Source organism: Cupriavidus sp. 05N38, assembly GCF_056397345.1.
On the sequence record NZ_JBFTNF010000053.1, the window covers coordinates 1 to 25918 of the forward strand.

The window sequence follows — 25918 nt, forward strand, 5'->3', positions numbered from 1 at the left end:
ACGTCGAGCAGCAGGAAACGGATGCCGGCACAGAAGTGGTGGAGGTAACCCCAGATCAGGGCCAGCAGAACCAGCTTGACGAAGCCGCCGGACAGGAGCGCCGAGAACTTTGCGAAACTCAGTTCGGAGGTGACGCTTTGCTCGAACAGGTACAGGACGAAAGGAAGAAGGAGGAACATCATGGCACCGCTTGCGCGATGCAGGATGGACACCTTGCCGGCCCAGGGCAACCGGTAGCTCGCGATCTGCGAGATACCGATATTCCGGTATTCGGGCCTGGTTGGCTGCGATTTTTCCATGGGGGCTGATTCTCTTCGTTGGATTGATTCGTCGCCTTGGCCTCAAGTAGCATCTCCGCGGTCGTAGACAGCGGGATGTCGGCGAGGCACGATACGCGGCATTCTGGCCCTTCACTGATATACTGTCCAATATCTATCGCATCTTTCTGATATATATAAAACCAGATATCGTATGGAACTGCGGCATATTCGCTACTTCCTCGCCGTCGCTGATGAGCGCAACGTCACGCGGGCAGCAGAAAGGCTCGGCATTGGCCAACCGCCTCTCAGCCAGCAGATTCACGTGTTGGAGGACGAGCTAGGGGTAAAGCTGTTTCGCCGAACCGGGCATGGAGTGGTCCTGACTGAAGCGGGCGAGGCCTTTGCAACGGATGCTAGGCGAATACTCCATGACACTCGCGCGGCCGTAGAGAAAGCACAAAGCGCCGGACGGGGCGAAATCGGGCGCCTCAACATCGGGTTTACCGGCTCCGCCGCGTTCAACCCCGTGGTCTCCAGGCTGATCCGGGCATATCGGCAGGATTACCCCAATGTTGTCCTCACCCTGGCAGAAGGTAATACTTCACAACTCCTCGCCTATCTCAACGATGGCCGGGTCGATGTCGCCTTTGTCCGTTTGAGCGGGCAGTCACCGGCCGGGGTTCAACTGCAGCACATTGCCGTGGAGCCAATGAAGGTCGTGCTCCCCGCAACCCATCCTCTTGCGAAGCGACGCCGGATATCCCTCGACGCATTGGCGGAGGACCATTTTGTTCTGCTGCCTCGCGAAGCGAGTCCTACCTTGCATGACGTCATTATCGGCGCTTGCAAGCTGGCCGGTTTTGATCTCATCGCCGGGCAGGAAGCGCCGCAGCTCTCTTCCGTAGTGAATCTTGTTGCAGCGGAGTTTGGCGTGTCAATTGTTCCTGCCTCTGTTTGCCAGATTCAGGTCGAGGGCGTTGTGTATAAAGACATAATTGGCAGTCCAATCTCTATCCGCCTGGCGCTGGCGTCGAGGATTGAGCCAACACCTGCGAAGACGGCCAATTTTCTGGCGAAGGTTTCGGAGGCTGTGGCTGACGATCATTGAATTCTCCGTTTGACAGCTGGATTCGCGTCCGATGGTGAGCTGCCGCAATGATGGTACTCGCCGGACCGTTACCAGCGACATACGGTCGGGGAATGGCGCCCGCCTGCTGCAAATCCTCACACGGCGCCCGGCGCCCCACTAGCGCCGTCAGCGGCGCCATGCCTGGGCTGGCCGCCGCCAGCGCGCGCTGCTCGTCGAGGATGTCCTGCAGGATGGCATCCGTCGTATCCGGGTCGGCCAGCACCACTCGGAAAACGGCAATCGGGCGGCCACCCCGCTGTGTCGACATCAACAGAGTGCGCGATACAAACGAGTGGCCGGCATCGAGCTGCATTCCTGAAGGCTGATGGTCGGCGCATCCAGCGCGTCTAGGATCTTCTCGCGCCTGTCGGCAGAAGCCGTTGCCAGCGCGGCACGCACGGTCTCGGGCGCATGGCGATAGGTCAGGATGCAATACTGCGGTTGGCTATCGAGTTCGTAGGATGACAAGGACACACACAGCGTCCGGAAATTCTTGACAACAAGATGACCGGTCATATTATACTTGGGCCGGTGCCATAGGTGCACAAACCGAAGCGTTTCGAGCGAATGAGCATCGACGGCAGCTTGCCCGCATGGAACTGGGCGCAGTCGGACAGGCCATTTACATCGCGCCTTATGAACGTTAATGAGCTATCGATATGACCAAGACCCTACTAACCAGCCTGCTTGTTGCGGCCACGGCCACCGTCGCCGTGCCGGAAGTATTTGCGCAACAGCGAAAGGCTGTGGACCCCTATACCCAGGGCGCTAAAACCGAGAAGCCGGATCCGTACACCGACGGCGCAAAGACGGGAAAGTTTGATCCGTACACTGACGGCGCAAACTCGGGAAAGTTCGATTCGTACACCGACGGTGCAAGGTCGTCAACGGCCTCCCGGTTGGTCGATGACAAAGTCGAAACCAAGGTCCGCGCACGCGATCCATATACGGATGGCGCCAGGAGTGGTAAGCCGGATCCATATACGGAAGGCGCGCGCAAAAAACAATGATTGTGGAGACGTCTCATTCGGCACCGCACGGTGCCGAATGAGACTGGGCCATATTCAGCGTGCGTCGTGGCGCTGCCGCGAACGCTGTAATCCCTGGCCCTTGTTCAATTGGCGGCTATCGCCGCCCATAGCTAAGACAGGCCTCAGAGGCAGTCATTCAAGTCATTCAAGCGCGTGCAAGTCGCAGCATCTGTAGTGGACGTTCTATGTCAACAATGAAGAAGAAGTTGTTCGCCGCCATCGCCGGCGCAGTGCTTGCGCCAGCCGCTTGGGCGCAATCGTCCGTGACGCTCTATGGCGTCCTCACCACGAGCATCCAGTACGTCAACCACGCGCAGAACACCAGCAACGGCGTGCTGGCGCCGGGCAGCGGATCGGCCGTGTTCATGAACTCGTCGGGCATTGCACAGTCGCGTTTCGGCCTGCGCGGTGTGGAAGATCTGGGCGGCGGCCTGAAGAGCCTGTTCGTGCTGGAAAACCAGTTCAACGCCGACGACGGCAAGATGGGCAACGGCGGCCTGCTGTTCGGCCGCCAGGCATTTGTGGGCGTGCAGAACCCGTGGGGCAAGATCACATTTGGCCGCCAGTACACGTCCGCGTTCCTGACCATGGGCAGCTTCACGCCGGTGGCGTACGCCGGGGAGTTCGAGCCGTTGGTGGGTATTGCAGGACCGAACTTCCGCGAGAACAACATGGTGCAGTACCAGGGCACGTTCGGCCCGGTCACGGCCATGGCGCATTGGTCGTTTGGCGAGCGATCGGGGACCTTTGCCGTGGGTTCCGCTTATGGCGGGGGCCTGCAGTACAACAGCGGTCCGCTCGGACTGGCCGCCGCCTACGACGAAGTGAAGTCGCTCAATACCGCGCAGGCCGCCGGCACATCGGGCTCGAACGACTATGGCCGCGACATGCGCGCCATGCTGGGCGCCAGCTACCGGCTAGGCCAGGTCAAGATGGTGGCCGGCTATCGCTGGGGCAATTCGGTGGGGCCGGCAACCGGCACGCCGACACTGCTGCCGCATCGCGACGATATGTACTGGGTGGGCATGAACTGGGACGCCACCGCCGCGCTACGCCTGACGCTGGCCTATTACTACGACGACATCAAGGCGGCGCGCATCAACGGCGTATCGACCAACCCCAAGAACCCCCAGCAATATCTGGCGCTGGCCGACTACAGCCTGTCCAAGCGAACCGACGTGTTCTTCGCGGTGAACTACGCGCACAATGCGTCGCTGAACTGGGACAACATCGCCTACTTGCCGAACGGCCAGTCCGTGGGCTATTTGCCGTCGACCTCACAGGTCTACTACAAGACGCCCGATGCCAGCGGCCAGCTTGGCATTTCGTTGGGCATGCGGCACATCTTCTGATCGTCCTAGCTCATATCCTTATTAAAGTAGCAGGTAGCTCGAAAGGCTAAGATTTCCGCGATGACGTACACCTCACTATTTTTTTCGCCTTGCAATTCCGTCCGGAGAAGTTCATGAAGCGTGCCCTCGCATTGATCATCGCAGCAATTTCATCCGGGACTGCTCTTGCCGCAGGACCGTCGGATTCAGCAGATCGCTATGATTACAACATGCGCGCTACGAATAGGGATGGGTATGTTCCTGATGCTGCAAGATCTATGGACAAATTCGATCCATACACCGAAGGCGCCGACAAAAGTACTCGGGCGAATCTGGCCCCGACGAAAGTGAGGAGCCGTCACCCAAAGAGCACCAAGCCACATCGTACTGCCGTCACGGCGGAAAGATGAACAGTCTCGAAGGCCTGTGTTAGTCCGCCGCATCATTGAAATGACACTGGGCGAATTCGCCGCGACGGAACGTCCTACTTCCGCTTGATGGGCTTGGGATTCTTGTTGTGCTGACGGATATAGCGCATCAACTTGCGGTCCCGATCCTTCACCAGATGTGCGGGAAGCCCCGGAGTTTAGTCCGGGGTCGAGAGCACGGACGCCGCAGGCGTCCTAGTGGGACGCTTGCTGTTCCTCAATGTATTGCCGGAGGATATCTATCGGCGCACCGCCGCACGATGACGCGAAATAGGAAGGCGACCACAACACGCCCCGCCGCTTCAGCCACAGATGAGAGTCTCCAAACTGCTGTCGGAGCATACGTGATGACACGCCCTTCAGCGACGCGACGAGATTCGACAACGCCACCTTCGGCGGGTGGTTGACCAACAGGTGTACGTGGTCGTGCTCGCCGTTGAATTCCACGAACTCGGCCCGACAACGAGACCCAGTTCCGCAGCCTCAAGCGGTACTGCAGTCGCCCGAAGGTCTGGTTATCCGGCTTCGACCTGCAAAAACTGAACAATGGCTTCAGCAAGTGCGAAGGCGTCTCCATCGGGTCAGCCACGCAGCAGCAGGGGTGCGAAGAGTTCGCGACACGGCTCAAGCAGTTCAAACGGAAGCGTCTCAACTGGCGCGTGAGYGACCGCAAGTCCCCCAAATACTCGCTGGAATGGGTTCCATTCAAGGCCCGCGCGCTGACGTACAAGAACGGCCAGGTCCGCTTCAACGGCATTAATATTGGGCTGTGGGACTCATATGGCCTGTCGAAATACGAATTGAAGGCGGGCAGTTTCAACGAGGACTCGCGCGGGCGTTGGTATCTCAACGTGGCCGTCAAGGTACAGATCGAAGAAAAGCGCGTGCCGGATGGTGCGTCGGTGCTCGGCATCGACCTTGGCCTGAAGTCGCTTGCGCTATTGCAGTGGCGAAAAATTCGAGCCGAACCAGTGGTATCGCGAGTCGGAAGCGGCGCTGGGTATTGCGCAACGCGCTCGCAAGAAGAAGCGCGTGAAGGCTATCCACGCCAAAATCGCGAATCAGTGCAAGGACGCCATCCACAAGGAAACGTCGGCGCTTGTCAAAAAACATGCAGCAATCTTCATCGGCAACGTGAACGCGAAGGCGCTGGCACAAACGAACATGGCGAAGTCCGCGCTCGATGCCTCGTGGAGGACGTTCCGGACACAACTCAAGGACAAGGCCATCAGGCAGTGCGTGGTGTTCGCAGAGGTCAACGAAGCGTTTTCAACCCAAACGTGCTCGTGCTGTGGCGTTATCCCGCCCGGCAGTCCGAAAGGTAGGGCCGGACTTGGAATAAGGCAATGGACGTGCAGCGATTGCGGAGCGGTACACGACCGCGACACAAACGCCGCCCGGAATATTGCTCGCCTGGGACTTCAGGCGCTTACAGAAGGAATCTCCGGGGTTTAGCCCGGAGAGGAAGTCAATGAAGTGGTAGTTCAACTGTTCGCTGAGCAGTCGCCCCGCTTCTCACAGCTTTGTTTCGCTATCGGAAAGTTGACAACGCTATGGAATCAGTGACTGAAACGTTCGGCCGACATCGTCTTGACGAGCAGTGCTGCAGCAAACATCTGAATAACGGCCGCGGCGATGAAGCTTCCCGAATAGTCGCCCGTTGCGGTTTTCGCTAACCCAATCAACCAAGGAGAGGCGAAGCCGCCGAGGTTTGCGAAAGTGCTAATGAAGCCAATCGCAACGGCTACAGTTGTTGGCGTCAGCAGCCTTGGGGGAAACTGCCAGAACAGTGAAATGGCTGCCCCCATCGCACCAAGTGCTAGCGCGAGGAGAACAGTGGTGAGATACGGATGGCCATGCCACGCGAAGGTCACCGCCACAAATGAGACGGCAATGCAAAGCGAAGAAAAAACAAAATGGCTTTGGACTGATCTCTTTCGCGATGCGCTAGTGGAAATGGCAATGGTGATCAGGGCACCGAGGATGCATACCACTGCTGAAGCGGTACCGATGCTTCCGTAGTTGGTGAACCCTGACAGCTTGAGAATCGTCGGCATGAAGAAGACCAGTGCAGCATTTGCGTAAAGCGTACAGAAATAGACTGCGATCAGCAGCCACACGGCCCTATTTCTAATAACCTCAAGCATGCCTTCATTCTGCGCTGGCGCCTTTGCCTCACTGCGCAAGTCCGAGAGCATCAACGCCTTTTGCTTGTGGGATAGCCATCGCGCGGACGACGGATCGTTGGACAGCACAAAGGCGGCGACCATTCCAAGGATGACGGTCGGCACCGCCTGCACAAGGAACATCCACCGCCATCCAGCGAGGCCCATGTTTCCGCCGAGATGGTCGAACGCCACTGCCCCGGAAAGTCCGACAATAACCGGTGCCAGTGCGGCGAAAGACTGAAAGACCCCAAAATTCCTAGTGCGGATCCTCTCGGGAAACCAATATGTGAGGTACAGGATTACCCCAGGGTAAAACGCAGCCTCAAAGATACCGAGCAGCAGCCGCAAGGCGTAGAACTCTGCCGGCGTGTGAACAAACATCATTGCAAAGCTGGCCGTTCCGCAGCCAATCACGATCGCAGAGATCATTCGCTTCGCACCAACTTTCTTCAAAAGGAGCGTTCCCGGCATGGCGAATGCAACGTAGCCGATGAAGAAGATGCCGGCACCGAAGCCGTAGACCGCCTCACTAAAGCCGAGATCGGAGAGCATCTGCAACTTCGCGAACGCGATGTTCGCGCGATCCACCCAGGCCATCAACCAGATCATGGACAACAGTGGGATGATCCTCCAGGTGGCAGTAGAGTACGCGACCGTGAGTTCGGACGTGTCGGTCTCGCGGGAAGTGGCTGATAGGCTGTCAACATGTGCGTTCACAGTTTGTCTCCTGGTATTGCATTTTTTACGCGAAATGATTTGGCCGAAGCGTCGGACATCATGCCCGACGTTTCAGAGGGAATCAGACAAGAAATCCGACTAACTCGGCCGCAAACTGCTATGAAAATTGAAACTGCGAGCCGTGACCGGAATCTGGATATCGTGGTGAGTTTGCGATCTCGACGACCGAGATCGCGCCAGGTACGTTCGTCCTGCTTATCTCGGGGTATTTTTCGCGGCATGGGCTGCCGCCCACAACGAGCCGGGATTGATCCGATCGGGGTAGAGTTCCAGCATGTTGTCGTAAAGCTCGCGCGCAGTCGTAGTTTGGCTATTCACGCGCTCGAAATCCATGATGTATTGCCGCGTCGCTCGGATATGGCGAGGGCTGCTGTCGGGGTCGAGGGGGCCATGGCCAGCAATGACGTATTTCGGGTTCAGTGCCTCGATCTTGTCGATCGCTGCGAGCCAGGCTCGACGACCGTCTTCGTCCGACTCCCCAAGGTAGGGGTGCGTGCTGTTGTAGATAGCGTCTCCGGAAATTAGGAGTCCGATGGACGGTACGTGAAGTGCGGTTGTGTTGTCAGTATCCGTGTGGCCGATGTCCACCACGCGCAACTCGTGCCCTTCCAGGTCGAACGTATTTCCGGTAAGCACCTCCGCTGGAATTAGCTTGGGAGGAACTTGCCCTGGGAAGCGTTTGCTCCAAACCTTATCCGTCTCTTCGTCTCGGATTAACTGATGCATTGCTTCAACGACCTGCAGCGGTGCGATTGCCCGGGCATCTGGGAAGTGCTCGCGCATCTTGGCCAACCCGAAGAAGTGATCAGGATGCCCGTGCGTGATATAAATGGTCTCAAGATGCCGATCGTGTGCTTTGATCCAGTCGATCATTTCCTGAGTGTGTCCGTCGCTCAGGAAGGTGTCGATCAGGACGGCGTTGCGCTCGCCGTAGATCAGCGTGACTGTGTTGGCGACCCAGGTGAGGTCTTCCTTGCCCGGCGGAACCCCTTGGGTGGCGCTCGCACGCCGCTTAACCAGCAGTTCCCATTTCAGAGGCGTTGCGGCGATGCTTGATTCGTTCATGATTTGCTCCGAGTGCTTGACGATGTGGTGCTTGCGAGTATTCAGGCTTGCTGCGGGAAGAGGTGCTCCGTGAACCAGTTGGTGGCTGCGCTACAGGCAGCCGCCGATTGACCCAAGTACAGGTCATAATGGCCGCCGGGAAGCAGTACGAGTTTCTTTGGCTCCAATGCTTGCTCGTAGGCAGYCAGCGCGAGGTCGGTCGGGGTGGCCTTATCCTCGCTGGCGACTACCAGCAGCAAAGGCGTTGGTGAGACTCGTGAGATCCACGTTCCCGGTTCGTACATGCGGGCCCATCGCGTGGATCGGATCGTGACTTTGTTCTCCCAGGTTCCTTCTGGCATCGGCTGAAGATTGAAGTCGATGGCATCTTGGGAACGATAAGCAGCAGGAGTTGCCGGATCAGCACTTGCTAATGCCTGGTGCCGGGGAGGTTCTCCGCGAAGCTGGGCGCGCTCATCCTCGTTAAGCGCCTCTTCGAGTGCCGGCAAAGCTTCTGCGGATACCCGCCTTAAACCTTGCACGTAGCCACTGATGGTCGGCACTTGAGCGACCACAGCCTTTAGTCGACGATCGGTCGCGCCGAGCACGATGGCATGACCACCGGCGTAGCTGGTGCCCCAGAGCCCGATTCGTGACGAATCGACCGCGGGGTGGGATTCCAGGTACGAGATGGCACGGCGCCAGTCAGCGATCTGCTGCCACGGGTTGATGTCTTGGCGCGGCTCACCGCCACTCGCGCCAAAGCCTCGGTGTTCGTGTACAAGGACAACGAAGCCAGCTGCCGCGAAGGCTTCGGCGAACTTCTCTAGGGCATGGTAGCGCGTGCCGCCGTATCCATGCGCCATGGTGATGGCAGGATGAGGCCCCTTACCATCTGGCAGGAAGAGCCACGCAGCGAGTTCGATCCCGCCTTCTGCGGGAAAGTTGACGTCGATCTTTGAAGACATTAGCGGGAAACTCCAAGAAAATGCTTGCGCGTTGCGCGCATGTGGGGAAGGGGTAGAGGCGTTCATCAGCCGCCTTTCTGGGGGCGCAATGGCACCCGTGGTGGCGTTGCAAATTGGAGACCAAGGCGGGCCGCTTCGTAACACCATCCTTTACGTTTGGGTCAGTTGACTACAGAACTATTTACCCTGACATTTCAGCGTGATTGCGATGACGGCCTGCTAGTACACCCGGCTCACACTGTTGCCCGGACCTTCAAACGAGAACGACCTGGAGGATGACTTCAGTCGCTTCTTCGAGCGGCGTGACACTCTTCTCCGCTTTCATACGCAGCATGGCGCCCTCCCAACTGTTGAGAACGAAGTCGGCTAAAACAGACGCCGGCATTCCATTTTTAATGCTGCCCGCCTGCTGTGCCTCTTCGATTGTCGATGCGAAGATTGCGCTCCAAATCTGGAAATTCTCCGCAAGGCGACCACGAATGAGATCGCTCTCGTCGGCCGTCTCCAGCGTAAAGTTTCCCATCAAACAGCCCCGTCGGAACCCGAGCGTTGCGAAGTGGCTGATTCGCTCACCGAAGTAACCACGCAACCGGTCCACTGGAAGAAGATCTGCGTTGCCGAAGAACTCATTTAGCTTGCTCAGGCCGAGTTCGAAATAATGATCAACCACCTCCGCAGCAAATGCTTCCTTGCTTTCGAAAAGGTTGTAGAACGATCCTTTTGGAACGCCTGCAGTCTTAACGATGTCGCCAATCCCTACGCCATTGAATCCGTGGGAATGGAATTCTGAAAGGCCAGCTGTTATCAGCTTATTGCGTGTCTCAAGCCCGCGCTTGTTATGGACAGAATTATCCAAACCGTCTACCTCATGGACTATCTAGGTGCATATCACTTCGCCCTGCGCACTACGCAGAGTCGGACATGCTGGCACCATATGGACCACCTTGACCTGCCGGGAGCCCCTATGTTCGGAGGGTCGAATTCCTTCCTTTAAAGATTCGAAACGAAGTCTTCGACCACCCTGGCCACCGCCTCCGGCCGCTCAAGGTGAGGGAAATGTCCCGCGTCGCGCACCTCGCCAATTTGGACGTTCTGGAACCGCGGCGCGACCACTTCGCGGAGCATTTCTTCGGGAAAGGCCTTGTCATCCGTTACCAACACCAGTGTCGGTGCAGTCACTAACGATGGCAGCTGGCCGCCAGGATGCCCACCGATCCACGATGCCAATGTTTGCAAGGTGGAATGCTCTGACTCCGCCGGCGTGGCAAGGATCATGCGCAATTGAGTCTCTGCGTTGACACTTACAGCCAGACCGACGCGATTAAGCCCAGCATTGACCCGGTCCAGGTCACGTGCACCAGCCTCGAAGGCTTCCCGTGCCTCGGGCGGAAGAGGAGTGCCAGCGAGAGGAGCTGGTGTGAGGAGCACCAGACCTTGAAGCCGCTGTGCGATTCGCGATGCCGCCAATTCGGCGACAGGCGCTCCCATTGACTGCCCCACTAGCACGATGACGCTCTCTGGCGCCGCACCATCTGTTATTGCATCGATGACTTGGTCTGCATAGTCTTCAAGCAAGCCAGCGGTGTCTGCGTTGCTGCGTTCAACGGCATGCCGCTGGACCGCGATGATCCGCCATTCCTCTTCGGGCTTGAGGTTGTCGATCACCCACTGCCAACCCAAGGCGCTGTCACGCCAGCCGTGAACGAATACCAAGACCCGCTCGGTGCTACCGCCGTTGGAAAGATACTCGACCCCAGATGGGGTGATTTTGCGTGCGAAGTCGGATATCACGATTTCTCTACTCAAGAATATAGGTGCAATGTCATCACGAAAGGACGCTGTGCACAGACCACACCTCGGACAGCACGGCCACATCTGTACTCTTCTGCTGAATGTGCAAAATACGCCATCCGTCCTCGCGCCTCATTAGACTGAAGTTAACTACGCAGCGCTCGATCTCCGAATCGTCAGCTCGCCGACGAGACCAAATCACCCTGATCTGTGCGCTGTTCTTGTTGAATACGGTGACCTGGCGATCGGGTACGGCCGTGTGGCTGTAGCCAGCTGCTTTGAGTCGCGCATGGATAGGCGCCAGAATTCCAGCAACTTCCGCCTCTGTCGCTGCCAAGACGACCGGCTTGTCATCGATGCTTACCCATAGCGGCGCGCCCCAGTATTCGGTGACGAACGAAGAGTCTTCTCCTCGCTCACCCGCCGTGGCCCATCGCGGGAGATAGTCTGCAAAGAACCATTGCCATACCTCTTCCAAGGTGTTCTTCTCTTCAATCTGATTTGACACGTTTCCCATATCTAATGTCTCTGCTTGGTGGTTAAGAGCTGCGCAGGCGCTGCATACGTCCATGCTGTGGCAGCACAATTGCTCACCTTTCCTGTACGTCGCTGCAAGCTCAGGCTCGGAGCGGAAGGGCAGTAAGGCCACCACAAGGATGTCCCGTCTACGTCTGGCCGGGCTTGTATAATATGACCGGTCGTCTCAAAACTCAAGCCGAATTTATGTGGGGCTCAGGAAAGTGCAGCATCCCGATGCCGCGCTGGTCCGCTGCGACCAGAGGGGCACTGGGCTGAGTGGCCTGTATCTGCCAGGCCGGGATCTCGGGGCTGCCGACCGCGAACTGGTGGAGCCCATCGACGGTCAGGCCTTCAGATATCGCGGTGCAGGGCGTCCCGTCTGCGTCGCTGCAAAAAGCTCGACCCGAGCGGCATCGAAGTTGGACCACAAGCTCTCATCCGCCACCGATGGCCAAGTGACCAACTCACCCTTGTCGAACCCGGCCAAGGCAGCGTCAACCATGTCTTCGGCGGTCATCACCTTGTCTTTGTCGATGGCTGCCAGTGGTACACCCGACGCGCCCTCGGTCCAGATTTCCGTGGCAGTCACGCCGGGGAGGACAAGTTGTAGCTTCACGCCGGTCGTTGCGATCTCATTCTGAAGGCTGCGCGTAAATGCCAGCACGTATGCCTTCGTGCCACTGTAGRCTGCGCTGATAGGCAGGTATTGGATGGAAAGGATTGAAGCGATGTTGATGATGGCGCCCTCGTTCCTCGAAAGGAACCCCGGCAGCGCCGCATGGGTTAGGCGCGTTAGGGCTACGATGTTCAATGAAATCTGCGACAAGGAATCGCTTACTGCCGTGCTGGCGAGCGGGCGCATCTTCGACATGCCGGCGTTGTTAATAAGCAGGCTGATGCTCTGTTCCTCCGCCAGGACGGCCTCGACCTTTGCGAGGTCAGCGTCTTTCTCGAGGTCAGCCGTCAGCGTCTGGACATTGACGCCGTACGCCTTTGAGAGCTGCTCCGACACTGCTGCCAGTCGGTCAGCTCGACGCGCGACGAGGATTAGATTGAAGCCGCGAGCAGCGAGGCGATCGGCATACACAGCGCCAATGCCTGAAGAGGCGCCGGTAACGACTGCGGTCTTGTTGGTGGTGGACATGGATATCTCCTATTGATGGGGCTGGACTGATAGACAGACCAGTTGATGGTTTGACTTCATGGTCTGCAGTACCATCCGGCGCCGAGGGTCTTGCCAACAATGCGCTTCCAGGCAGACCCTTCCAACAGGGCTCGCGAGCATCAGGGAGCATTGCTCTTGCTGCACGCAGTCCGCGTCGTCTTCGATTCTCTCGCTGCTGCAAACGAAGGCATCGCTTTCAACGGTGAGCGCGCGTACGTCCAGCGTATTCTTCAGCGCCGCGAACACACCCTTAGCGAGAATCGGGATCTGGTGCATGCCTTACACGCGGGAGAAGGGGCCTCGATTAGGCACCTTCCTCCCGTTCTGATGTGATTCCCTCGGTGTGCCTGACGGCTACTGTCCGAGCTTCCCCAGGTATTCGCCGAGTTGCAGCTCGAAATCGAGCCCCTTCTCGGCCACGACCTTCCCGAGCTTCGGCCTGCGAGCGAGGAAGCCCTGCCAGGCAAGGGAGCGGCTGTACTCGCCGTAGGCGGCGTGTAGGTCTGCATCCGGCGGCAGAGTTGCCCGATTGACCTGGGCCTTGGCCGCAACCAGAGCCTCCTTGTCAAACGAGGCTAGACGCGACGCAACTGCCTCCACAAAGCGATCTAGGTCGACATCAGGAACGGCGCGTGTGATCCAGCCGTAGCGTTCGGCCGTTTCGGYGTCGTAGTCCTGAGCGCTTAGGATGGCTTCAAGCGCACGGTCACGGCCAATCAGGCGCGGCAGCCGTTCCGATCCACCGCCGCCAGGCACGATGCCGGTGCCCACCTCTGGTTGCGAGAAGTACGCTTGCTCCTTGCTCGCGTACCGAAGGTCCATCGCTAGGCTCAGCTCGTTGCCACCGCCTCGGGTGCGTCCCCGGATCGATCCGATGCTGATGAAGGGCGCCTTGGACAGCCGCACCACCAGGTCTACCCAGGCAGGCGTGGAATCATCCCCAGGCAAGTTGGGGAAATTCGCGGCCTGGCTCAGATCGAAGTGGTTGAAGAAGAAGCGCGGCGTGCTGCTGGTGAAGATGACAACCTGAACCGCCGGGTCCTCGCTCAACGACTTCACTACCTCGCGCAGCTGTGATACGGCCTCGGGCACAATCAGGTTCACGGGTGGGTTGGCATAGACCACCTTACGGATCTTTGGCGACACGACCTCCACTGTGACCATGCGCCCTAGCTTAGCTGTCGGAGCTTGAGCCAGGGCCGGCACGACATGGGTCGACACGATGGCTGCCGCCGTGATGAGTTGGGTGATGAGCTTCATTGGCCTTCTCCTTATTGCCCGAGGAAGGTGTTGACTTCGGCAGCGAACTGCTCCGGGTACTGGAACAGGAATGCATGCCCCGCGTCCGGGTAGATGCTTAGCGTCGAGTTCGGGATGTGCTGCGCCAGCAAGTGGGTGTTTACGGTCGGCACCATGATGTCGTTGTCGCCATTTGCAACCAGAGTAGGTTGCTTGATGGCGGCCAACCGGGTCAGCTTCGTGGGGTCAGGGATGCCCCAAGTGGAGATGGCGGTGAGGTGTGCATCACGCGTGGCAATGCTGACAGGCAGGTCGCGATCCGTTTGGCGCAACTGACGGCGCCGAAGGAACTCGATACCCTTGGCGCGGCTGGTGGCGCTTCTCTCGAAGAAGATGGTCAGGACATCTTCCGCGTCGCTCTTCTCGGCGAGTGCAACCTTCAGGACTTCGGGCACGTACATGTGCATGTCTTGGCCGCCCTGCGGGCCAGTCCCGGCGAGCACCATGCGGCGAACCTGATGGGGCCGCATCAGCGCGAATTCCTGGGCAATGAAACCGCCGAGCGAGAAGCCGAACAGGTCGCAGCGCTCAATCTTCAGCGCGTCGGCGAACGCTATGGCGCCGTGCGCCATCTCCCGGATGGTGTTGGGCGTCGCGCCGCTGGAGCCACCGACACCCACGTTGYCCATCAGGATGACCTCTCGCTGCTCGGAGATCGCGTCCACGAGCGCCGGATCCCAGTTGTCCAGGTTCGCACGGTAGTGGACGAAGAAGATCAGCGGCAAAGCATTGCCGTCGGCCTTGCCGAATCGCCGATACGCGTACTTGATGCCGTTACTGCCTTCAATGGTGAGATTTTGGGCATTGACCTGCCCAACCTTTGTCGTCATTTCGTGTCCTTGCTTCATACAACACGGCTGTGCCTTAGCCTCAACGGCACGTCAAATTAATCTGACCGGTCAGCTTCAATGGGGCAACAGTTGTCTCATCAAATGGCTTCGCTGTCGCCCCCGGCCTCCTGAACGCCTTAGGCGTTCACGTCGACGAGCGTGCGTCCACGCACTTCGCCTTTCAATACCTGCACTGCGCGGCCCGCGGCCTCATTCAGGCCGATGACCGTGGCCATGCTGTCGAGCAGACCCGGATCGAGATCCGTGGCGAGACGAGACCAGGCCTGCTCACGGATTGCCATAGGTGCATTCACCGTGTCGATGCCGCTCAGCGTTACGCCCCGAAGGATGAACGGTGCCATGTTGCCCGTCAGGTCCATGCCCTGCGCGAGGCCGCAGGCGGCCACCGTTCCACCGTACTTGGTCTGTGCGAGCACATTGACGAGCGTATGACTTCCGACGGTGTCGACTGCGCCGCTCCATCGCTCGGCGCCGAGGGGACGCTGTGGTGGGCTGGACAGAGTAGCCCGATCGATGATCTCGGCCGCGCCCAGCGAGCGCAGGTAAGCCTCTTCGGATGCGCGGCCGGTTGACGCGAGGACCCGATAGCCCAGTTTTGCGAGGACTGCGATGGCCACAGACCCCACGCCGCCAGCGGCACCAGTGACGATAACGTCACCGCCGCGCACGCCTCCGCGCTCGAGGGCGAGCACACTCAGCATGGCCGCGAACCCGGCGGTGCCGATAGTGGCCGCCTGACGAGTGGAGATGTTCGCCGGCAGTTTGACCAGCCAATCGCCACGTACACGGGCCCGCTGCGCAAATCCGCCGTGGTGTGTAGCGCCAAGCTCGTAGCCGTTCAGGACTACGTTGTCGCCAGGTTTAAAGTCTGGATGGGACGACGCTTCGACGGTGCCCGCAAGGTCGATACCCGGGATCATCGGGAACCTTTTGATGAAGCCGCCGAGCCTGGTGATTGCAAGACCGTCCTTGTAGTTGACGGTCGAGTAATCCACCTTGATCGTAACGTCGCCTTGATCGAGGTCTGCATCCGTCAGCTCCGCGAGCTGAGCCGCGAGCTTGCCGTCTACTTCCGTGACCTGTACGCCTTTGAACGTTCCCATACCTCTCCTTTTACACGGATGTTCGCCCACGCCAACTGACGCGGCAGCGGTCGGTAGTATAAGACGATTGGTCATATTGTGCATTCCGCTCGAGACAGGCACAATGACGGTATGACCTAGAACTGTGCGCGGGAGCCAATTTAGACATGGGAAGAGTGAGCGTTCGACCACAGCTTGTGGATGCCGCGCTGGAGGTTTTCCAGGCGCAAGGCTTCAATGCCTCAAGCGTTCAAGACTTGACGGAAGCCGCCGGCGTGCCTAAGGGCTCGTTCTATAACCATTTTGAAAGTAAGGAAGAACTGGCGCTTGAGGCGTTAAGCGTCTACGTCAGTCAGCACGGGATCGAAATCCTGCGCGACCAAAAATATGAGCCACTGGAACGGATGAAGCGCCACTTCCGTGCCAATTGGAAGGTGGTGCGCGAACGCGGCTACCGGAGTGGTTGTTTGTTGGGTTCGCTGAGTTCAGAAATGGCCGACTCCCATGAGGCGGCAAGGGTTGAGTTTGCGAATTATTACCGGGGCTGGTCTGCCGAAATAGCCAGAGTAATCGGGGAGGCGCAGGCCACGGGAGTGATCAGCGATTTGATCGACCGACAGGTCCTCGGTAGGTTCGTGCTGAACGCTTGGCAGGGAGCGCTAATCCGAGCAAAGGTGTCGAAAGACGAGGAGGCATTCAAGGATTTTCTGGCTGTCATCTTTGGTGTGATCCTAGCTCCGAAACTCAAGGACTGAGCAACTGAGTTGGTCGCCAAACGGCCTGTGTGGCCTAATCCACCTAGGCGGCATGGCGCCAAAGAAAGCGCTTACTTGCTGGGGGGCGTAGCCGCACGGCAGCAAGGATCAGGGTGGGCGCGTATCAGTTGGTCTTGAGAGCTGGGACTAGTTCCCGCGTTTTGTTTTTGCGCAGCAACGGCAGCGATATCAAGCGCCGTCTGCGCAATGCGTCCCCCTCGACCATCGTCTTGTGGTTTCCAGCGCCGAGGCCGAGTTGAGACGGCAAAGCCGCCAGAAAATGCGCGGCTCCCGAAGAGGGAAGGGGACTCACTTGCCCGTACGGCACCAGGGTTTATGCAACAATTCCCCACGGCGCTCCGAGACTTCCGTCGCTCAAATCTTCAAATCGACAGGCAAACTTTGCCGAAATGCTTGCCAGCTGCCTGGTAGCGAAACGCGTCGGCAATCTCGTCGAGTGGAAACGTACGGTCAATCGCGGGCTTCATGCCAGTTGCGTCGATCGCGCGCACCATGTCGACCTGATTCTTGCGGCTGCCGACAATGAGCCCCTGCAACTTCTGTTGACGAAGCATCAGGGAAACCGTCGGCACTTGACCGGCAATGCCGGTCAATACGCCGATCAGCGCGATGTGGCCACCGATCCGGCAGGCACGGATCGACTGTCCCAGCGTGTCCGGACCGCCCACTTCGACAACATTGTCGACGCCGCGACCGTTCGTGATTTCGAGTACCTTCGCAGCCCAATCGGTATCGCGTCGGTAGTTGATCAAGTGATCGGCGCCTAGCGCGCGGGCCTTTTCCAGCTTCTCGTCGGACGACGAGGTTGCAATCACCGTCGCACCCATCTGCTTGGCGAACTGCAGCGCGAAGATCGAGACGCCTCCCGTACCCTGGACAAGCACCGTGTCGCCGGCCTTCAGCGCGCTGTCGACAACCAGGGCGCGCCACGCGGTCAGCCCGGCAGTAGTCAAAGTCGCAGCCTCCGTATGGCTGTAGCCTCGCGGCGCGAGCGTGAACCACTGGGCTGGGCGGACGACGGCTTCCCGCGCGTATCCATCGACGCCGTCGCCCGGTGTCGTCGAAAAATCGGCTTGTGTCGGACCGCCGTCAAGCCACGATGGGAAGAACGTCGATACGACCGCGTCGCCGACCGAAAATTCGGTTACGCCGTCGCCGATCGCTTCGACAACGCCTGCGCCGTCCGACATGGGAATGCGACCGTCATCGGTGTGCATGCGTCCTGTGACTACACCCAAATCATGGAAATTGAGCGAGCTTGCGTGGATGCGTACGCGGATTTCTCCCGGCGCCGGCGAACCGGGATCGGCGAGATCCACGCGCTCGAGGTGCTCCAATGTGGCGGGTTGGCGCAAAGTAATAGCTTTCATCGAAGTAACTCCTGGTAATCGATTGACGGGTGCACTGCGCGATGCGGCTTCTGCGTCGAGTAGGCCAGAGCGCGCATTGATCGGTGCGCGCGGCCGAGGAAGATCCGCGACCACGTACGTCATGATTTTCCGGGTCTGCGTTGATTACCGCAAGAACGTACAATTAACTCAGGTACTACCAATCATGTAGGTATAAAGCTATGCGACCAAAACGCCTGGACAGCAAGAGTGGCTGCGCCGTCGAAGTGACGCTCTCCGTGATCGGCGGCTTATGGAAGCCGCTGATCCTCTTTCATTTGTTGCGCGAAAAGAAGCGATTTATGGAACTTACACGACTGATGCCAAACACCACGCAACGCATGCTGACGCTGCAACTGCGCGAACTGGAGGCGGACGGCATCGTTGCGCGCCATGTCTATCCGCAGATCCCGCCAAAGGTCGAATACGAGCTGACGCCCTTTGGTGAAACGCTCGCGCCGTTGCTGATCAGCCTGAGGGAGTGGGGTGACTCCTATCAGGCACGCGGCGCCAAAGACATTGCGCCAGGCAACGAGGGCAATACAGACGCGCCGCCTTCGCACGACAAGGACTTGAGGGCCGCAGTGTCGGGATGTCGGACTTGTCCCGCATAAGGCGCGGGTTGGGTTGCCTTACCAGAGTGTCCCCAATATCCCGATACTGAGGATCTATGTAGTGCGCTGTTCACAATCTGGAGACACTTGCGCGCGCGATCGCGTAGCGCACGCTCCAGCGGTGGATCGACGTACCTTTCTGTAATTGTTCGCTAAGTCAGCGGCACTCGCGATGAAAGGCGTGCAGAAAAGGGAAACAGCGGCGATCACAGTAGTGGTAAGGCGGTTCATACGTTGTCCTTTCGGGGGGATGCAAGCTACGGGTGGTGCAAGGGCGGACTACGCGTCGTGGAGTTCGAGAACGGCATCGCCGTACCCAACAGTCTCGCCATCGTCCACAAGCTGGTTTCCAGCCATCCCATCTGCCGGAGCGATGATGGCGCTCAATACCGAGTCAATGGTCAGGTAGCCCACGTGGTCTCCCTGCTTTACCGCATCGGTAGATGTCTCAGCCGCGAGAGGGTGTGCTCGACTGAATGCGCCAGTTGCATCAGATAGGACTTCCTTGCGCCGCGCAGGCTGGGGGGCGACGATTGAGCGGGTCGTTACAGTCGTCCCATGTGCATCGCTCGGCGATGCGGCCACGTCGGCAAAGCGTAGCGTCAAGGTTCGAGTGCCATCCCCACACGTCAACTCCGAAACGCCGGCTCGCTCAAGTCTGGCGACCAGGGAGGTAAGCTCTTCAGTGTTCATCATTGCCCTCCTTTGAAGCTGCGTCCCACAGCGATAGCAGTCTTTCCAGGTAGTGGATGTCTGCGCCGCCAGCGACGAAGGTGGGTTCATCCATCAGCTTGCGATGCAATGGCACAGTTGTCTGAATTCCTTCGATCCGAACCTCGTCAAGCGCGGCCTTCATTCGCGCTATGGCCTCCTCCCGAGTGACGCCATGTACCACGAGCTTCGCAATGAGGGAGTCATAGTGCGGTGGCACGACATAGCCCGGATACACATGTGAATCCACGCGGACACCCGGCCCGCCAGGTGCAATCCAATCGAGGATTTCTCCGGGGCAGGGCGTGAACTTCCATGGGTGCTCGGCGTTGATGCGGCATTCAATGGAGTGGCCGGAAAAGGAGACATCGCACTGCTTCACGCTGAGCTTCTCGCCGCGCGCAATGCGAAGCTGTTCGGCAACGATGTCAATACCGGTGACGAGTTCGGTCACGGGATGCTCGACCTGAACACGCGTATTCATCTCGATGAAGAAGAATTCACCGTTTTCGTACAGGAACTCGAACGTGCCGGCGCCGCGGTATCCAATCTGGACGCACGCTTGCGCGCAGAGCTCTCCGATCTTTGCTATCTCGCTTCGGGCGATGCCTGGTGCCGGAGACTCTTCAATGAGCTTCTGATGACGTCGTTGCGTGGAGCAGTCTCGCTCACCCAGCCAGACGGCATTGCCGTGCGTGTCGGCCAAGATCTGGATTTCGACGTGGCGCGGCGTCTTCAGATACCGCTCCAGATAGACAGTGGGATTCCCGAATGCGCGGCCAGCTTCCTCCCGCGTCACCGCTACCGCATTGACCAACTCGGCAGGGCTCTCGACGACGCGCATACCTCTACCGCCACCACCGCCCGCCGCCTTGACAATAAGCGGGTATCCGACGCGCTCTGCGACGTCAACAATGCGGTCTGGTTCTTCTGACAGTGGGCCATCTGAGCCAGGAACGCAGGGAACACCAGCTTTTGCCATGGCCTGCTTGGCGCTCACCTTGTCACCCATCAGCCGGATGGATTCGGAGGTCGGTCCCACGAAAACAAGTCCGGCGCTCTCGACTGCAGCAGCAAACGAGGCATTCTCGGAGAGAAAGCCGTATCCAGGATGCACGGCTCCCGCGCCTGTTGCCTTCGCGGCGAGAAGAATCTCTTGGTGATTCAGGTAGCTCTTCGACGATGGAGCAGGGCCGATGCATATCGCCTTGTCCGCCAATGCGACATGTCGAAGCGTGGCATCCGCCTCGGAGTGAGCCGCTACCGTCTTGAGTCCGAGTTTGYGACAAGCACGCAGAATTCTCAGTGCAATCTCACCACGGTTCGCTATGAGGACAGTATCAAACATGGGCTGCCTCCAGCTTCTCGATGACAAATAGCGGTGTGTCGGCGGAGATCGCCGCGCCGTCGGCAACGAGAATCTCCGCAATCCGTCCTGCACGGTCGGATTCAATCGGGTTGAGCAGCTTCATTGCTTCCACGATTGCCAAGGTTTGGCCTTCCTCGACGGTGTCACCAACCGACACGAACGAGGGTTGGTTCGGGGCAGGAGAGCGATAGAAGGTGCCAATCATCCCCGCAATCACACTATTTCGAGTGGTCGTCGCCGTGGGGGCCTCGGGGCCGTCGGCCTCTTCCGCCAACGCAGGCGCCAGATCCGCCACAAGTTGTTCGGACGTCCCGGCGGTGGGGCTAGGGCGTGATGAGCGCCTCTCGAGCTTCACCTGTCGCTGCCCGTCGCCATATTCGATTTCGCTGAGCGCCGTTGAGCTTTCAAGGACGTCGAGCAGCGTTTGCACGAACTTCAGGTCCATGTGTTCCTCAGCTGAATGACTTGACCACGATGCCAGCGCCCTCGAGCGTGCAACGGACTTTCGCCGCCATCTGGATGGCACCGGGCGTGTCGCTATGGACGCAGATGGTGTCAATCTGGACGGGGAGAAGCTTCCCGGAAATAGTTTCAATGGCGCCGGCCCGGACCATCCGCAGCATGCGGGCCGCCGCTTCGTCGCCGTCGTGCAGCACTGCGCCGGGCACGGAGCGATGTACCAGGTTCCCCTCCTCGGTATATGCACGGTCGGCGAAGACCTCGCGCCGCACAGACAAGCCCATCTCGGAAGCCACGCGCTCCATTGCAGCGCCAGCGAAAGTCATGCAGGTAAGGCTCGGGTCGACCGCCTTGATTGCACGTGCAATGGCTTTCGCGACGGCTTCGTCAGTCTGCGTCAGGTTTCCGAGCGCACCGTGTGCCTTGACGTAGGTAATCGGGTGACCGGCATATCGGGACAGCGCTTGCGCCGCGCCAATCTGATACGCAACCAGACGTTCAATTTCGCCGTGCGTGAACGGAATGACGCGACGACCGAAGCCCCACAGGTCGGGGAAGCCAGGATGGGCGCCCACAGCGACGCCACGAGCCTTTGCCAGCGCGAACGTCTTCGCCATGATTTCCGGGTCGCCCGCGTGCAATCCACAAGCGACATTGGCGGAGGTGACAATCTCGAGGATGGCAGCATCATCGCCCATACGGTAGGCGCCGAAACCCTCACCCATATCGGAATTAAGGTCTACTTCGATGGCGCTATTTTGTGTGCTCATGATTCTCGGTTCCTTGTTGAGGTTTGGGAGGCGGCTGGCTAGGCGCGCCCGGACATCATTGCCAGGGTGTCCCTGATGCGTAGTTCTTCGTCGCGTCTCGTTTGAAGTGCGGCTATCGCAGTATCAATGTCGGTGAGCCCGAATCGAATTCCGCAACCGATAGGAGCTTGCGAGAGCTTCCACAAGTCGGCTTCAATCACAGTGGCAATCTTCGGGTAGCCGCCGCACGTATTAGCTTCTGCAAGCTGGACGATGGCTTGACCCGACGGGGGGACCTGAATGGTTCCTGCGACGATGCCGTGAGAGAGCAGTTCGACGTGCTGCGATTGGTTCAGCACCGGTCCGTTGAGTCGATATCCAACGCGATTTGCGTCTGGCGTCACCTTGAACACATCTTGCAAGAAGGCCGTCTGCGACTCGGGCGTGAATCGCTCGAACTCCGCAGCAGGCAGTACACGGACGGTGATGCAGTTCGTGCTCAATTCATCCCAATAATCGAGCAAGCCCTCAGGAACCACGCCGAGCCCGACCTTCCAGGGACGGTCCGAAGCCGATAGCTCATTGCCGACCGCCAGGCGGTCCCCACGCATCAAGCCGCGACCCGAGGCACCACCGAAGGTGCCTTTCAGGTCGGTCGACTTCGAGCCCATGATTGGTTTGACGTCGATGCCGCCACCAATGGTCAAGTAGGCTCGGGCCCCGCGCCGCGGGCGCTCGATGACAAGGGTCTGCCCCGCCGAAGCAGTACGGCCCCACCAGGGCGCGAGGCGGTGTTCGTCCAGGCTTGCCTTGGCGTCTGCGCCTGTCACGGCAAAACGTGTGTCCTCGTGGAACTTGACGCGAAATGGGAACAGGTTGATTTCGATGCCCGCTTCCCCACGGTCATTTCCTACCAGCGCGTTACCGAACGACAGGGCGAAAGGGTCCATGGCGCCGCTGCGGCTGACGCCGTAACGCATGCATCCGTAGCGTCCGAGGTCCTGCACTACGTTTGGCGCACCGTTCGAGAGAATCTCTATCACGCCACAATCTCCTTGATGCTGAATCTGACCGTGTCCCCGGGCGCGAGCAAGCACGGACTGTCCTTGGTTGCGTCAAACATCTCCCGGTCGGTCATGCCGACGAGATGCCAGCCTGACGGCGCTGTGCATGGCATGACGCCGGCCTGGCTGCCGCCCACAATCACCGAGCCCTTCCGGACCTTCATGCGTGGCGTGCTTCGGCGAGGCACTGAAAGCGCTTCCGGAAGTCCCGTCATGTACGCGAATCCGGGCATTGAGCCAACGCACGCAACGGTGTAGACCCCTGAGCTATGCCGAAGGACATACTCGTCTATGGTGAGTGCCGCGCCTTCTGCGAGGTTCTTCAAGTCCTCGCCATACTCGCCGCCGTAGGTGACGGGGATGTCGAAATGCCTGCCGCAGCGGTGCGACGGCGTTGCGGACTCCCATAGCTGGCGCATCAGCGCCTGCGCTTTACGAGGGTGAAGCTGGAGGGGGTCGAATGTCAGGAGGAGGTTGTTGATGCCGAGTATCACCTCATGCGGCGTAGCCTTCCCTAAGCGCTGACGCAACTTGCTGGCCAGTGAAAGCAGGAATGACTGGATGTCGTTGTCGAAAGCGCCTGTGGAAGCGTCGAGCAAGAGCGCGCCGGAGCCCGCGGCGTGAATGTGGGCAGCGATGGTGTTGTCGGGCGCTGCCAGTTCCAGTGTGAGCGTCATGCTTGAAAGATGCCGGTTGCGAGTCGGGGTCCGGCCGCGCAATGACGCAGCGGCCGGGACTGGTCAGTGTTCCAGCGGCTTGTGAGCCGTTTCCTTGGCTGCGAGCAGGCTGGCCAAAGTGACCAGCAGGCCAGCTCCGATGTAGAGCGAGAGGGGGGTGGACGACTGATATGTCTTGTAGAGGCTGGCGAAGACGAGGGGCGCAAATCCCCCGCCGATGATGCCGCCCAGCGTCGCTGCAAGCGATGCTCCCGCATACCGGACACGCGTCGGGAACTGTTCCGTCACAAAGGCAGCTTGTGGGCCGTACATCATGGCCTGGAACAACATGCCGACTACGACGGCGATACAGATGTTCACCGGGTCGAGGGTGTTCATCAGCGCAAAGTATGCAAACGCCCAGCCAATCGACAACACGGTGCCCGCGCCATACACAAATCTCCGGCCGAGCTTGTCGCTGAGCGCGCCGAAGAGTGGCACCGAAACTGCATGGAGAGCAGCGCCGAGCATGGTTGCGGTCAGCGCCAGAGAGCGAGGCAGCTTGAGCACTGTCGTCACGTAAGTGAGCGTGAAAACCACGAGCAGGCCGTAGACAATGTCGGAGCCGATTCTCACGGCACCCGCAATCAGCAGACGCCGCCAGTAGCTGTGGAGTACTTCCTTCAGCGGCATCTTGGCTTTGCTATGGCCCCGCTCGAGCTGCTCGAACATCGGCGTCTCGTCCACGCCGCGGCGCAGCCACAGACCAAATGCAACGAGAAATACACTTGAAAGGAAAGGAATCCGCCAGCCCCACGCGTGGAACGCTTCGGTGGGGAGGAAGTAGGTGAAGAAGGTAATGAAGCCCGCACCTAGCAACGTGCCACAGGCAGGTCCAACCTGGGCGAAAGATGCATTGCGCCCACGTTGTTCCTGGCTGCCATGCTCCATCGAAAGCAGCACGGCACCCGCCCATTCACCTCCAATCGAGACGCCCTGGAGGAAACGWAGCGCGACCAGCAGGATGGGACTCCAGATTCCCCAGACTTCATAGGTGGGCAACATACCCATGAGGCCAGTCGACGCACCCATCAGCACCAACGTGGCGACCAGGACGAAGCGTCGCCCGAGCTTGTCACCGAGGTGGCCGAAGACAATGCCGCCGAAAGGCCGTGACAGGTATCCGACGGCGTAGGTCGAGAAGGCCAGGATGGTTCCAGACAACGGGTCCACCGACGGAAAGAACACGCTGTTGAAGACGAGCGCCGCCATGAGGTTGTAGACCGTGAAGTCGTACCATTCCAGCGTCGTACCAATTGAACTCGCGGCAGCGAGGCGCCGCATCTTTTGACGCGGAGCCGCGACATTGGCCAACTCGCCTGTTGGCGAAAAAATCGTTGTGTTGTCCATTACTTCAACTCCTCGCGAGACAGCTTCCACGTCAGCTGATAGCGGGCTGCATCGGCCGGCGAACAGGGAAGGGCTTCGATGGCATGGCGCAAGGCAGCTTCGTTCGAAGCGGAGTTGCTGCTTTCGATGATGTAGAGCGGACGCATCTTGCGCGTGGCAAGGTCCTCAAGGGGGAGCGGGCGGCTGAGCTCGTCATTCGGGCTGATGAGGTATGAGCGGACGAACGCATTGTCTTCCGCAAGTAGGGCCCCCACGTTCTTGCAATTCCCTTCCACGTCAGGAGTGGCGGCATTCAGCGGGAGCACTGCGACCCAACCTCCACTGCCTTGACCGACGTCTGCGGAAACGTCGCCAATCCGGCGCGTTGGGAGGAGCATTTTCGGCAGTACCTTCATGGACCAGGGAGTCTGGTTCTTGAAGGCATGGGAATATGCCGGTGAAGAAAATACTGAAATCGATTCCGCCCAATACAGGCCCAGATATTTCGGACGACCAGTTACCGCAATATAACGAGCCGCCGAGATAACTCCTTCCATCCGGACCCGCTCTTCAATATGTTCCCGGTCATACCAGGCGTTGAAATCTATTTCATCTTCAGGGCGAATATCCGATGCGACAAAAAGCATGCCAAGTCTATTCTCTGTCATTTCCCCACCTCGCTCGTTTTGGTAATTTGAATGCTACTAAGACGACGTAGTGAGGCACAAACGGGAATTTTTTCGACTACCTAATAGACTTTCTTTCGACCCTTAAGGGTTGGTGCACCAGGGCGATCGAAAATGGGGCATTTCTGGTGCATCAAGTGCCTTCTGGAGCTTTTGTGGCGAGGGTAATCCCTATTCATCTGGCCATGGAAGACTTCGGTTTATTCGGAATATGGGGGCTAGGGTAATCCCTGGGAGGGGCTCAAGGTGCTCC

General features: G+C 59.0%; 28 protein-coding genes and 1 pseudogene. 7 read left to right on the plus strand and 22 right to left on the minus strand.

Annotation, left to right across the window (positions count from 1 at the left end; translation table 11 throughout):
- Positions 1 to 299, minus strand: a 299-nt coding sequence (gene sdhC, locus AC1DK4_RS29725) for a succinate dehydrogenase, cytochrome b556 subunit (protein WP_441619844.1), incomplete at its 3' end; no start/stop codon positions are given.
- 172 nt (positions 300 to 471) lie between these two features.
- Between sdhC and AC1DK4_RS29730 the strand changes: the two genes are divergently transcribed.
- Entirely contained in the window at positions 472 to 1368 is an 897-nt protein-coding gene (locus tag AC1DK4_RS29730; protein WP_441619846.1) for a LysR family transcriptional regulator, read from the plus strand.
- A 288-nt stretch (positions 1369 to 1656) separates the two neighbouring features.
- Here AC1DK4_RS29730 and AC1DK4_RS29735 read toward each other — a convergent pair whose 3' ends face one another.
- Complete coding sequence (locus tag AC1DK4_RS29735) at positions 1657 to 1905, minus strand: hypothetical protein (RefSeq protein ID WP_441619848.1); 249 nt, start codon at positions 1903 to 1905, stop codon at positions 1657 to 1659.
- 143 nt (positions 1906 to 2048) lie between these two features.
- On the opposite strand from AC1DK4_RS29735, the gene AC1DK4_RS29740 reads away from it, so the two are divergent.
- The 3 genes from AC1DK4_RS29740 to AC1DK4_RS29750 all read left to right on the plus strand — a co-directional run bounded on the left by AC1DK4_RS29740 (position 2049) and on the right by AC1DK4_RS29750 (position 4161).
- Entirely contained in the window at positions 2049 to 2399 is a 351-nt protein-coding gene (locus AC1DK4_RS29740; protein ID WP_441619850.1) for a hypothetical protein, read from the plus strand.
- 206 nt (positions 2400 to 2605) lie between these two features.
- Positions 2606 to 3772, plus strand: a complete 1167-nt coding sequence (locus AC1DK4_RS29745) for a porin (protein ID WP_441619852.1) — start codon at positions 2606 to 2608, stop codon at positions 3770 to 3772.
- 113 nt (positions 3773 to 3885) lie between these two features.
- Entirely contained in the window at positions 3886 to 4161 is a 276-nt protein-coding gene (locus AC1DK4_RS29750; protein ID WP_441619854.1) for a hypothetical protein, read from the plus strand.
- A gap of 213 nt (positions 4162 to 4374) precedes the next feature.
- On the opposite strand, the pseudogene tnpA reads toward AC1DK4_RS29750, so the two are convergent.
- Positions 4375 to 4635, minus strand: a pseudogene (tnpA, locus tag AC1DK4_RS29755) (IS200/IS605 family transposase); the annotation flags it as partial.
- Positions 4636 to 5112: 477 nt separating this feature from the next.
- Here tnpA and AC1DK4_RS29760 point away from each other — a divergent pair.
- Complete coding sequence (locus AC1DK4_RS29760; protein ID WP_441619855.1) at positions 5113 to 5634, plus strand: RNA-guided endonuclease InsQ/TnpB family protein; 522 nt, start codon at positions 5113 to 5115, stop codon at positions 5632 to 5634.
- A 104-nt stretch (positions 5635 to 5738) separates the two neighbouring features.
- On the opposite strand, the gene AC1DK4_RS29765 is transcribed toward AC1DK4_RS29760, so the two are convergent.
- From AC1DK4_RS29765 to acuI, 10 genes are all read right to left on the minus strand, one after another.
- Positions 5739 to 7064, minus strand: a complete 1326-nt coding sequence (locus AC1DK4_RS29765; RefSeq protein ID WP_441619857.1) for an MFS transporter — start codon at positions 7062 to 7064, stop codon at positions 5739 to 5741.
- 216 nt (positions 7065 to 7280) lie between these two features.
- Positions 7281 to 8150 (minus strand): MBL fold metallo-hydrolase, encoded by an 870-nt coding sequence (locus AC1DK4_RS29770; protein ID WP_441619859.1) that lies wholly within the window; start codon positions 8148 to 8150, stop codon positions 7281 to 7283.
- A gap of 41 nt (positions 8151 to 8191) precedes the next feature.
- Positions 8192 to 9097: an alpha/beta hydrolase gene (locus tag AC1DK4_RS29775; RefSeq protein WP_477131960.1), complete on the minus strand. Its 906-nt coding sequence runs from the start codon at positions 9095 to 9097 to the stop codon at positions 8192 to 8194.
- A gap of 253 nt (positions 9098 to 9350) precedes the next feature.
- Positions 9351 to 9953 (minus strand): TetR/AcrR family transcriptional regulator, encoded by a 603-nt coding sequence (locus tag AC1DK4_RS29780; RefSeq protein WP_441619861.1) that lies wholly within the window; start codon positions 9951 to 9953, stop codon positions 9351 to 9353.
- Between the two features lie 134 nt (positions 9954 to 10087).
- Positions 10088 to 10903, minus strand: coding sequence for an alpha/beta fold hydrolase (locus tag AC1DK4_RS29785; protein WP_477131954.1), 816 nt, complete (start codon positions 10901 to 10903; stop codon positions 10088 to 10090).
- Positions 10904 to 10922: 19 nt separating this feature from the next.
- Positions 10923 to 11396 (minus strand): DUF6841 family protein, encoded by a 474-nt coding sequence (locus AC1DK4_RS29790; RefSeq protein WP_441619865.1) that lies wholly within the window; start codon positions 11394 to 11396, stop codon positions 10923 to 10925.
- 354 nt (positions 11397 to 11750) lie between these two features.
- The gene (locus AC1DK4_RS29795; RefSeq protein ID WP_477131955.1) at positions 11751 to 12551 is read right to left on the minus strand and encodes an SDR family NAD(P)-dependent oxidoreductase; all 801 of its coding nucleotides are present in this window, start codon (positions 12549 to 12551) and stop codon (positions 11751 to 11753) included.
- 375 nt (positions 12552 to 12926) lie between these two features.
- Positions 12927 to 13832: an enoyl-CoA hydratase/isomerase family protein gene (locus AC1DK4_RS29800; protein ID WP_477131956.1), complete on the minus strand. Its 906-nt coding sequence runs from the start codon at positions 13830 to 13832 to the stop codon at positions 12927 to 12929.
- A gap of 11 nt (positions 13833 to 13843) precedes the next feature.
- Entirely contained in the window at positions 13844 to 14701 is an 858-nt protein-coding gene (locus AC1DK4_RS29805; protein ID WP_477131957.1) for an alpha/beta fold hydrolase, read from the minus strand.
- Positions 14702 to 14838: 137 nt separating this feature from the next.
- The gene (gene acuI / locus AC1DK4_RS29810) at positions 14839 to 15825 is read right to left on the minus strand and encodes an acrylyl-CoA reductase (NADPH) (RefSeq protein WP_441619873.1); all 987 of its coding nucleotides are present in this window, start codon (positions 15823 to 15825) and stop codon (positions 14839 to 14841) included.
- Positions 15826 to 15971: 146 nt separating this feature from the next.
- On the opposite strand from acuI, the gene AC1DK4_RS29815 reads away from it, so the two are divergent.
- Positions 15972 to 16559 (plus strand): TetR/AcrR family transcriptional regulator, encoded by a 588-nt coding sequence (locus AC1DK4_RS29815; RefSeq protein ID WP_441619875.1) that lies wholly within the window; start codon positions 15972 to 15974, stop codon positions 16557 to 16559.
- 383 nt (positions 16560 to 16942) lie between these two features.
- Here the strand turns inward: AC1DK4_RS29815 and AC1DK4_RS29820 are convergent, their stop codons facing one another.
- Complete coding sequence (locus AC1DK4_RS29820; RefSeq protein ID WP_441619877.1) at positions 16943 to 17950, minus strand: zinc-dependent alcohol dehydrogenase family protein; 1008 nt, start codon at positions 17948 to 17950, stop codon at positions 16943 to 16945.
- Between the two features lie 200 nt (positions 17951 to 18150).
- On the opposite strand from AC1DK4_RS29820, the gene AC1DK4_RS29825 reads away from it, so the two are divergent.
- Positions 18151 to 18582: a winged helix-turn-helix transcriptional regulator gene (locus tag AC1DK4_RS29825; RefSeq protein ID WP_441619879.1), complete on the plus strand. Its 432-nt coding sequence runs from the start codon at positions 18151 to 18153 to the stop codon at positions 18580 to 18582.
- 279 nt (positions 18583 to 18861) lie between these two features.
- On the opposite strand, the gene AC1DK4_RS29830 is transcribed toward AC1DK4_RS29825, so the two are convergent.
- From AC1DK4_RS29830 to AC1DK4_RS29865, 8 genes are all read right to left on the minus strand, one after another.
- Positions 18862 to 18996 (minus strand): hypothetical protein, encoded by a 135-nt coding sequence (locus AC1DK4_RS29830; protein ID WP_441619881.1) that lies wholly within the window; start codon positions 18994 to 18996, stop codon positions 18862 to 18864.
- Between the two features lie 268 nt (positions 18997 to 19264).
- Positions 19265 to 20641 carry an acetyl-CoA carboxylase biotin carboxylase subunit gene (gene accC, locus AC1DK4_RS29835; RefSeq protein ID WP_477131958.1) on the minus strand — a complete coding sequence of 459 codons (1377 nt, stop codon included), beginning with the start codon at positions 20639 to 20641 and terminating at the stop codon, positions 19265 to 19267.
- The gene (locus tag AC1DK4_RS29840) at positions 20634 to 21107 is read right to left on the minus strand and encodes an acetyl-CoA carboxylase biotin carboxyl carrier protein (protein WP_441619884.1); all 474 of its coding nucleotides are present in this window, start codon (positions 21105 to 21107) and stop codon (positions 20634 to 20636) included. Before AC1DK4_RS29840 ends, accC begins: the two co-directional genes overlap by 8 nt.
- Before the next feature lie 7 nt (positions 21108 to 21114).
- Positions 21115 to 21891 carry a LamB/YcsF family protein gene (locus tag AC1DK4_RS29845; RefSeq protein ID WP_441619885.1) on the minus strand — a complete coding sequence of 259 codons (777 nt, stop codon included), beginning with the start codon at positions 21889 to 21891 and terminating at the stop codon, positions 21115 to 21117.
- A gap of 38 nt (positions 21892 to 21929) precedes the next feature.
- Entirely contained in the window at positions 21930 to 22913 is a 984-nt protein-coding gene (locus tag AC1DK4_RS29850; RefSeq protein ID WP_477116860.1) for a 5-oxoprolinase subunit C family protein, read from the minus strand.
- On the minus strand, positions 22910 to 23611 hold the full coding sequence (gene pxpB / locus AC1DK4_RS29855) for a 5-oxoprolinase subunit PxpB (RefSeq protein ID WP_441619888.1): 702 nt from the start codon (positions 23609 to 23611) through the stop codon (positions 22910 to 22912). Before pxpB ends, AC1DK4_RS29850 begins: the two co-directional genes overlap by 4 nt.
- A 63-nt stretch (positions 23612 to 23674) precedes the next feature.
- Positions 23675 to 24934, minus strand: coding sequence for an MFS transporter (locus AC1DK4_RS29860; protein WP_441620020.1), 1260 nt, complete (start codon positions 24932 to 24934; stop codon positions 23675 to 23677).
- Between the two features lie 65 nt (positions 24935 to 24999).
- On the minus strand, positions 25000 to 25626 hold the full coding sequence (locus AC1DK4_RS29865; protein ID WP_441619890.1) for a hypothetical protein: 627 nt from the start codon (positions 25624 to 25626) through the stop codon (positions 25000 to 25002).
- Between the last annotated feature and the right edge of the window lie 292 nt (positions 25627 to 25918).